This window comes from Campylobacter concisus, assembly GCF_002165785.1.
In the GTDB taxonomy this organism is placed as follows: domain Bacteria; phylum Campylobacterota; class Campylobacteria; order Campylobacterales; family Campylobacteraceae; genus Campylobacter_A; species Campylobacter_A concisus_W.
Map to the genome: position 1 here is coordinate 1 of NZ_NDYO01000015.1, position 9,045 is coordinate 9,045.

The following is a 9,045-nucleotide window of genomic DNA, read 5'->3' on the forward strand; positions in this document are numbered from 1 at the left end:
ATGCTTTAAAATTTTAAATTGTGTATTTTTATTATAGGTTTAAGGGTTTAGTTTTTGAAGTATAAATTTGGAGAGTTTTTGCTCTCCATAATATAAAACATTAAATTATGTGAACTTTTACACAATATCTATTAATAAGCCGCGATAAGCTCTATTTCCACAAGTGCGTCTTTTGGCAAGGTCTTAACGGCCACTGTACTTCTAGCAGGATAAGGCTCTTTAAAAAATTTAGCATACACAGTATTTACTTTAGCAAAATCTCCCATATCTGCTAGAAATATTGTGGTCTTTACAGCATTATCAAAAGTAAGCCCTGCCTCAGCCAAGATATTTTTTAAATTTTCAAGCGATTGCTCAGCTTGAGCTTCTACGCCACTACCTGCAAACTCACCCGCTGGTGTGACACCAAGCTGACCTGAGATAAACAAAAATCCATTTGCACTAATAGCTTGAGAATATGGCCCAATCGCTTGTGGAGCATTTTTTGTTGAGATTTGTTTTTTCATATTTTCTCCTTTTGAAATTTTTTAAAATCCTACTATAAATTTTCTAAATTTTTAGTCTCCAAAAGCTATAATGAGCAAAATTTCAAAAGGATGAAGATGCAAAATATACTCGCACCAAATGAGTTTTTAGATGATTATGTGCTCGGTGCTGAATTGGCTAAAAATGCCGGCATCTCATCAAATGCTTATTTTTTTTGGAAAAACGTCATAAGTGCTAAATTTGAAAACTCAAGAATAGTTTTTCTTAGAAAAAATAGCATTCCAACCAAATTTCAAAACATTATAAAAACTTGCACGCCTTTAAATGGCCTTATTCCAACAGGCGTATTTTGCTCTTTTACCTCGCTTGCTCCTTCTCATCTTGTAGCAAAAAATGGCTCTAAGATCTACGAGCTCTTTAAATTTTATGAGATTTGCGGCATCAAATTTATAGACTTGAAGAAATTTTATGATGATTTTAATCTTAGCTATTCTTATAGAATTTACATTGAAAAGTGCAAATTTTTCTCACCTGCTCCATTTGAAAAACGCATAAAATTAACTGAAACGATGTGTCTTGGATATTACTAAAGTCCGCTAGCTAGCTTGCTAGCGGGATAAATTTATATCTTTTTGTAAGGTGCTTGACCGACTTCATAGAAGTTATTACCTTCGCAGTCAATGGCAACTATTGCTGGGAAGTCCTCAACTGTAAGCCTAGCAACTGCCTCTGGTCCTAGCTCTGGATAAGCTAGCACTTCATATTTTTTGATACTTTGGCTAATGAGCGCTCCGATGCCACCGATAGCAACCATATAAACACAGCATGATTTTTTCATAGCCTCGACTACTGCGTCACTCCTGTAGCCTTTACCGATCATACCATTTATACCAACTTCATTTATCATAGTTGGGGTGTATTTATCCATTCTGCCGCTTGTTGTTGGGCCTGCTGCGCCGATAGCTTGATTTGGCTTGGCTGGAGTTGGTCCGACGTAGTAGATAGTCTCACCCTTTAGCTCAACTGGTAGTTTCTCGCCGCGTGCTAAAGTTTCAGTAAGTGCCTTATGTGCAGCATCACGAGCTGCTATGATAGTGCCTGATATTAGGACATTATCTCCTGCTTTTAGGCTTTTTACCACCTCTTTATCAAATGGCGCTGTTATTCTTTTTACTTCTGACATTTTCTCTCCTTAAAGCTCGGCATCTGCGTGGCGCGCAGCGTGGCAGTTAATGTTTATAGCAACAGGAAGACCTGCTATGTGGGTTGGATACCACTCGACATTTACTTTTACGGCAGTAGTATCGCCACCAAGTCCTTGAGGACCAACACCAGTTTTGCAAGCAAGCTCTAGTAGCTCGTCTTCTAATTTGGCATATCTTGGATCAGAATTTTTACTATCGACTGAACGAACTGCTGCTTCTTTTGCCAAAAGTGCTGCCTTATCCATCGTACCGCCTATGCCAACGCCTATTGTTAGTGGAGGACAGGCATTTGGTCCAGCGTATTTTACAGCCTCCAAAAAGACTTTTTTTACACCTTCTATGCCATCAGCTGGTACAAGCATTTTTAAAACTGATTTATTCTCACTACCAAAACCTTTTGGAGCCACTTTTATCTTTAGCTTATCTCCTGGCACGATTCTAGTGTGAATGACGGCTGGAGTGTTGTTTGTGGTATTTTTTCTCTCAAAAAGTGGCTCAGCAACGACTGACTTTCTTAGATAGCCTTCAATGTAGCCTTCCGCAATACCCTCATTTATCGCATCTTCAATATATCCACCCTCAATATGCACATCTTGGCCGATCTGCACAAAAACAACCGTCATACCGGTGTCTTGGCAGATAGGTGCAACGCCCTCTTCCGCAAGCTTAGCATTTTGTAAAATTTTGCCCAAAATGTCTTTGCCTAGTGACGAGCCTTCGTTACTTTGAGCCTTTGTAAAAGCAGCCTTTAAATCTGGTGTCACGACATAACAGGCCTGTTTGCAAAGCTTGGCAACAACTTCTCTTATATCTTTTGTATTTATTATTCTCATCTTTACTCCTCGTAAAAAACAATTTTTAATTATATTAACTATATTTAAAATTTAAGATTAAATTTTACTGCTAGATATCTGCTAAAAAATTTATATGGATTTATTTTGCTTGACTACAACTAGAAGACTTGTCTAAAACAAATTTAATGAAATTAAGTGGTGGCGAAAATTGAGTCTAGAGCATCACAATATTGATAGAATTTTACATAATATGACTTATTTAAGCCATAAATATATAAATTTAAGATTGAATGCTCTCCTCTTCATTTTTTATCTTTTTTCTAACTTTTACACGTGAGATACTGGCTCCATCCATCTTTCTTACTTCGTAGTAGCAGTTTTCATCCTCGATCTTATCGCCTACAACTGGCAAACGACCGATTAGGTTGAAGACATATCCACCGATCGTTACTTGATCCGTCTCTTCATCAAAGCTTATACCAAGAACCTCTTCAACACTCTCTAGATCGTATCTGCCTTGAAATTCATAAATATTGTCATTTATCTTTTTATAGTGCTGATCGACCTCGTCGTGCTCGTCGTTAAAGTCACCAAGCACCTCCTCCATGATGTCCTCCATCGTAAGAAGACCAGCCGTGCCACCATACTCATCAACGACAAGTGCAGCTGAAATTTGCTCTTTATTCATCATTACAAGCACTTTTGAAATAGAAAGGCTCTCAGGCACGATGACAAATTTACGCACAATCGCGTCAAAACTCTTCTCTTTGTCTTTACTAAAGTGAAGCTGTAAAATATCTCTAATGTGTATCATGCCCAAAATAATATCTTTTGAGCCGTCTATATAAGGAAAGCGAGTATATTTTGACTCAAATACGACTTGTAAATTCTCTTCAAAACTTTTTTGCTTGTTTATACAGATCATATCGCGCCTTGGCGTCATGATCTCTTTTGCGACTGTGTCACTAAAATCAACCGCATTTTTAATGATCTCAGTCTCAAAGCTATCAAGCACACCACCCTTTAAGCTCTCGCCAACGATGATTTTTATCTCTTCTTCAGAGTGAGCTAGTTCATTTTCTTTGGCTGGCTGGATGCCTAAAATTTTAAGTCCGATAGTTGCTAAAATATCAAAAAGCTTAATTACAGGCGAAAATAGCACCCAGAAAAAGTGAAGTGGACGAGCGATTTTTAATACTGAAGTCTCAGCCTTCGCGATAGCAACTGACTTTGGCACAAGCTCGCCCATTACAACGTGAAGTAATGTAATAAGCGTAAATGCGATCGCAAAACCAACCGTATGAACTAAGATATCACTAAAGTTGAAGAAATTTTTAAGTGGAGCCTCTATAAGTCTTGCAACTGCTGGCTCACCGATCCAACCAAGAGCAAGTGAGCTTAGCGTGATGCCAAGCTGAGTGGCGCTAAGATAGGTATCAAGCTTGTTTGACATCTCAAAAGCAAGCTGGGCGTTTGGCTTTTTCTCTTTGATAAGCTCTTCAAGTCTAGACTTACGAACTTTAACAAGAGAAAATTCTGATAAAACAAAAAAGGCATTTAGTAAAATGAATACAATGGCAAGTATTACCATTAAAAGCGAGTTATCGCTACTGGGGTTCAATTATGATCCTTAAGAGTTAAAAATTTTTGCCTGATTATAGCGAATTTATATTTAGCGGTCAAATTAGCCACGCCCAAAAGTAACAACATTTCTTAAATTTAAGATTTATAAAAACTTCTTAAATCATATTTTGATAACATTATTTTCATCACTAAATTTATGGATTTTACAATGAGCAAAAAGAATTTTTCATCGCGTTGGGCATTTATATTGGCCTGTGTTGGATCAGCAGTTGGCATGGCAAATGTCTGGGGCTTTCCTTATAAACTTGGCACAAATGGCGGTGCAGCGTTTTTACTCATCTATGTTTTTTTCATAGCTCTTTTTTCATATGTTGGTCTAAGTGCGGAGTATGCGATTGGAAGACGTGCAAAAACTGGTACGCTTGGATCATATAAATATGCTTGGCAAAGTAGAAATTTAGGCGTATTTGGCAGTATCATCGGCTGGCTTCCGCTTGCTGGCTCACTTTGTATAGCCATCGGCTACGCAGTCATCATCGCTTACGTGCTAAAAGCTCTTACTCAGGCACTTACTGGCTCATTTATGAGCGTTGATACGAACGTTTGGTTTAACTCATTTGCACTTCAAGATTACTCAGTCTTGCCTTATCATTTTATTATCGTTGTTGGCACGCTTCTTACACTATTTTTTGGAGCAAAAAGTATCGAAAAAACAAATCAAATAATGATGCCACTATTTTTCGTATTGTTTAGCATCTTGGCTATAAATGTCGCAATGCTACCAAATGCATTTGATGGATATAAATTCCTTTTTATCCCTGACTTTAGTAAGCTTGAAGATCCGATGGTATGGGTTTCTGCGATGGGTCAAGCCTTTTTCTCGCTCTCTATCACAGGATCTGGCATGATAGTTTATGGGGCTTACCTTTCAAAAGATGAAGATATCGTTGAAAGTGCTAAAACTACGGCTTTTTTTGATACTATCGCAGCTCTTGTGGCCGCTCTTGTTATGATCCCAGCGGTCTTTGCCTATGCTATGGATCCAGCCGAAGGTCCAAAGCTACTTTTTGTAACGCTTCCAAAAATTTTACAAAACATGATCGGCGGTCAAATTTTTGCGATCATCCTATTTACGGCGGTTATCTTTGGTGGCATTACTTCGCTTCAAAATATGTTTGAAGTAGTCGCCGAGTCACTAATGCATAAATTTCCATTTCTTAGTAGATTTTGGACACTCACGCTACTTTGTGCAGTTTGCTTTGGCATAGGAGCATTTATGGAGCCTATTAGCAGTTGGGGACCTTGGATGGACTTTGTGTCGATCTATATTATTCCAATCGGCGCGGTAATCGGTGCTATTTCTTGGTTTTGGATTATTAAAAAAGAAGAAATTTTAGACGAGATAAATTCTGGAGCAAATAAATCTTATGGTAATTTCTGGTATTTTGTAGGCAAATTTATCTATGTTCCGCTAACATTTTTACTTTGTATCATAGCCGTAAGTAAGGGAATTTCTTTTTAAATTTAGCTCGCTAAAAAAGGATAAGCTAAATTTAAAAATTTTTGAAGTTATCTTAGTTTTTTTGTGCCGATGTAAGTGGCAAAAATTTCTTGCGAGCCATCTTTTTTAAATAAAATAACATCGTATTGCTCAGCTTTACTGCCTTGCTCCATACCTTGACTCTCCATCGGCATGCCAGGTACTGCGATACCAATTACGTCTTTTGGCTTAAGCTCTAGTAGACGTTTTACCTCATCGGCTGGAACGTGACCTTCTATGATATATCCATCGATGATTGCTGTATGGCAGCTTGAAAGCTCTAGTGGCACATTAAATTCTTTCTTAACTTTAGCTATATCATCTACTTTTATGACCTCTTCGCTAAATCCAGCCTTCTGCATCGCCTCACCCCAGCTAGTACAACATCCACAAGTTGGGCTTTTATAGACCTTCATATCAGCCGCAAATGCAAGTGTTGTAAAAAAGCCAAGAGCCAAAAATGCTAATTTCTTCATCATTTTCCTTTACATAAAATTTGCAAAATGATATAGCTCACATTTAAATTTTATATAAATGCTTAATATTGCTTGCTATAATTTCGCAAATTTTACAAAAGGTAATTTATGTTTTCATCATTTTTTAAAGATAAAAAATGGGCGCTCTGGGCTTACGGCGGAGCGATATTTATCATCTTACTTCTTGTCTATCAAACACACCTAAATGTCCGCATTAACGAGTGGTATAAAAATTTCTACGACATTGTGCAAAACTCAAAAGATCATGATGTAAGTGAGTTTTGGCGAGAAATTTTTAACTTTATAAAAATCGCTATGCCTTACGTCGTGACTTACACTGTGATCTCGTTTTTTGCTAGCCACTGGGTCTTTCGCTGGAGAGAGGCGATGACATTTAGATATCTAAAATTTTGGCAAAACTGCAAAAGTGACATCGAAGGTAGTTCGCAGCGTATTCAAGAAGATGTCTACCGCTTTGCAAAGATAATGGAAAGTCTTGGCGTGCAGGTTTTAAGGGCGATCATGACGCTAATTGCCTTTATACCAGTACTTTGGGAGTTAAGTAAGAGCGTGAGTTTGCCTTACATCAAAGATATCGAAGGCTCGCTTGTTTATATCGCTTTAATAATTAGCATCGGTGGCTTAATTATTTCGTGGTTTGTTGGTATTAAACTCCCGCATATCGAGTATAACAACCAAAAAGCAGAAGCGGCGTTTAGAAAAGAGCTAGTTTACGGTGAGGATGATAAGTCTAAATTTTGCCAACCAAACGTCATGCTAGAGCTTTTTACGGGCGTAAAGTTAAATTATTACAAACTATTTTTGCACTATGGCTACTTTAACCTTTGGCTCATCTCTTTTTCACAAATTCTTGTCATCGTGCCTTACATCATCATGGGCAATGGCCTATTTAGCGGTGTTATAACGCTTGGTGTGCTTATACAAGCTAGCAACGCTTTTTCTCAAGTTAGAGAGAGTTTTAGCGTCTTTATCGATAACTGGACGACAATAACAGAGCTAAGATCTGTAAATAAACGTTTGAGAGAATTTGAGAGAAATATAAACTATAAGGCATAGGCGTAAATTTACATACCAAATAAACTCTAGTAAATTTTAAAATTTCATGAGCGAGTAATTTCGGCTCTAAAATTTGAGCTAAGCTATAAGCGAAGCCAAATTTTAGTAGTCAATTCTTGCGAGTGAATGAGATTTTAAAATTTGCAAAATAGCTTTATTAAATTCGTAAATTTCTTTTTATTTAAAAGGGAGACAAGGGGACTTGAATTACGAAGCCGTCCCCTTATCCCCCTTTTTGAATCCCCTAAACCCCTCGCATGTTAGGAGTGGCATGCAATCGTGCTGGCGCACTGCATGCGTTTTATTTTAGAAAATTTCTGACAAATTTTAAAATTTGTAAGCCGTTTCAGCTCCAAAAATTAAATTTCCCCCTCGTTTAACAATGCATATCTAACTCAGGCTATAATACGCAAAATTTTAGTCCAAAAATGATAAAAATGAAAAAAATTCTACTTACATTGTTAGCGACTAGTTTGCTCTTCACTGGCTGCTCAAGCGTTACAAAAGCAGGCGTTGTTGGTGCTGATCGTAAGCAATTTATGCTAGTCTCATCAGAAGATATGGAGCAAAGCTCAGCCCAAGCCTACGTCAAGACGCTAACAGCTGCTAGGAGTAAAGGTGAGCTAAATGTCGATCCCATCCTTACAAAAAGAGTTCAAGATATCGCTAAAAGGCTCATCGCTCAAACTGTAGTTTTTAGAGACGACGCACTAAAATGGAAGTGGCAAGTAAATGTTATTAACGAAGATACGCTAAATGCTTGGTGTATGCCAGGTGGCAGGATAGTCGTTTATAGTGGCATTATAAAAAGGCTGAATTTAACAGATGCACAGCTAGCTGCAGTCATGGGACACGAGATCGCACACGCTCTTAGGGAGCACAGCAGAGAGCAAGCAAGTGCTGATCAGATGAAAAGCATAGGTATCTTTGCAATAGCTACAGCTACTGGCCTTGGCGATCTTGGAGCTAATGCTCTAAATTTAGCTAGCGAATACACCATATCTCTGCCGTTTTCTCGCTCACACGAAACTGAGGCTGATCATATCGGTACTGAGCTAATGGCAAGAGCCGGATACGATCCAAAAGAAGCGGTCGAAGTCTGGGTAAAAATGAGCAAGATGAGTGGCGTAAAAGTGCCTGAAATTTTAAGCACACACCCATCAAACGAGAGCAGGATAAAAGACCTAAAAGAGATCGCAGCAAAGCTTGAGCCGGTCTATCAAGCAGCCAAAAAAAGCTAGGCTTCAAAAAATTTGAGCGATCTTGAAATGGTTGCTCAAATTTATAACTAGTACATTTTAAAAAACTATGACCGCTGATATTCGGCTAGTTAGCAAGAGTCTTGGTTTAAAGTTCACAACAACTCTCGCCCAATCTTTGTCTATAAAGAAAATGGTGAAATTTTAGGTTACTGCTCGCTAAGTGACTTTAATCCCAAGATCGCTTACGATATAAGCGTAGGGATAAGCATATATGTCGCTAAAAAGGCTCTTGGCATGGGCTTTTGTAAGTAGCTCTTAGCTCACAGTCTAGATGAGGCAAAGAGGCTAAATTTAAAAAATTATCACTCTAATATTTAGTGAAAACAAAGCAAGTCCTAAGATGTTTTTAGAATTTAGCTTTGAAAAATGGAGTGAACTGCCTGACATTTGCCTGATGGATAATGAGTACAAAAATGTCGTTATCTTGGGGCTAAACTTTAAAAACCAAGCATTAAGCAAATAAAGATATAATTCCACTTCTTCATGGGTAGATGTCCGAGCGGTTTAAGGAGCACGCCTGGAACGCGTGTGTGGGGCAACTCACCGAGAGTTCGAATCTCTCTCTGCCCGCCACTATATTAAGAAATACATAGAATTATTAAGCAAGTTACAGCAATAAAA

At 38.0% G+C, this 9,045-nt stretch carries 11 protein-coding genes and 1 tRNA gene; 7 read left to right on the forward strand and 5 right to left on the reverse strand.

Annotated features, from left to right (window positions below; genetic code table 11):
* Positions 1–131: 131 nt before the first annotated feature.
* Positions 132–506, reverse strand: coding sequence for a RidA family protein (locus B9N62_RS09940; protein WP_087585354.1), 375 nt, complete (start codon positions 504–506; stop codon positions 132–134).
* A 96-nt stretch (positions 507–602) separates the two neighbouring features.
* Between B9N62_RS09940 and B9N62_RS09945 the strand changes: the two genes are divergently transcribed.
* Positions 603–1,076 (forward strand): cysteine permease, encoded by a 474-nt coding sequence (locus B9N62_RS09945; RefSeq protein ID WP_087585355.1) that lies wholly within the window; start codon positions 603–605, stop codon positions 1,074–1,076.
* 32 nt (positions 1,077–1,108) lie between these two features.
* Here B9N62_RS09945 and B9N62_RS09950 read toward each other — a convergent pair whose 3' ends face one another.
* The 3 genes from B9N62_RS09950 to B9N62_RS09960 form a co-directional block, all read right to left on the reverse strand.
* A complete protein-coding gene (locus B9N62_RS09950; protein ID WP_084109801.1) occupies positions 1,109–1,669 on the reverse strand; it encodes a Fe-S-containing hydro-lyase in 561 nt (186 codons plus the stop codon).
* A 9-nt stretch (positions 1,670–1,678) separates the two neighbouring features.
* Complete coding sequence (locus B9N62_RS09955) at positions 1,679–2,524, reverse strand: fumarate hydratase (protein WP_087585356.1); 846 nt, start codon at positions 2,522–2,524, stop codon at positions 1,679–1,681.
* A 241-nt stretch (positions 2,525–2,765) separates the two neighbouring features.
* Positions 2,766–4,076 (reverse strand): hemolysin family protein, encoded by a 1,311-nt coding sequence (locus B9N62_RS09960; RefSeq protein ID WP_242047062.1) that lies wholly within the window; start codon positions 4,074–4,076, stop codon positions 2,766–2,768.
* Positions 4,077–4,277: 201 nt separating this feature from the next.
* On the opposite strand from B9N62_RS09960, the gene B9N62_RS09965 reads away from it, so the two are divergent.
* Positions 4,278–5,591 (forward strand): sodium-dependent transporter, encoded by a 1,314-nt coding sequence (locus B9N62_RS09965; RefSeq protein ID WP_087585358.1) that lies wholly within the window; start codon positions 4,278–4,280, stop codon positions 5,589–5,591.
* Between the two features lie 47 nt (positions 5,592–5,638).
* Here B9N62_RS09965 and B9N62_RS09970 read toward each other — a convergent pair whose 3' ends face one another.
* Positions 5,639–6,085 (reverse strand): DUF411 domain-containing protein, encoded by a 447-nt coding sequence (locus tag B9N62_RS09970; RefSeq protein ID WP_087585359.1) that lies wholly within the window; start codon positions 6,083–6,085, stop codon positions 5,639–5,641.
* Positions 6,086–6,193: 108 nt separating this feature from the next.
* Here B9N62_RS09970 and B9N62_RS09975 point away from each other — a divergent pair, with 108 nt between their 5' ends.
* The 5 genes from B9N62_RS09975 (at position 6,194) to B9N62_RS09990 (ending at position 8,997) form a co-directional block, all read left to right on the forward strand.
* Positions 6,194–7,162 (forward strand): putative transporter, encoded by a 969-nt coding sequence (locus tag B9N62_RS09975; protein ID WP_054197246.1) that lies wholly within the window; start codon positions 6,194–6,196, stop codon positions 7,160–7,162.
* Between the two features lie 437 nt (positions 7,163–7,599).
* Positions 7,600–8,403, forward strand: coding sequence for a M48 family metallopeptidase (locus B9N62_RS09980; protein WP_087585360.1), 804 nt, complete (start codon positions 7,600–7,602; stop codon positions 8,401–8,403).
* A 159-nt stretch (positions 8,404–8,562) separates the two neighbouring features.
* A complete protein-coding gene (locus B9N62_RS11070; RefSeq protein WP_374188120.1) occupies positions 8,563–8,676 on the forward strand; it encodes a hypothetical protein in 114 nt (37 codons plus the stop codon).
* Positions 8,677–8,764: 88 nt separating this feature from the next.
* Positions 8,765–8,887, forward strand: coding sequence for a hypothetical protein (locus B9N62_RS10895; RefSeq protein WP_257640247.1), 123 nt, complete (start codon positions 8,765–8,767; stop codon positions 8,885–8,887).
* A gap of 22 nt (positions 8,888–8,909) precedes the next feature.
* Positions 8,910–8,997 (forward strand) — tRNA-Ser (locus tag B9N62_RS09990).
* Positions 8,998–9,045 lie beyond the last annotated feature (48 nt).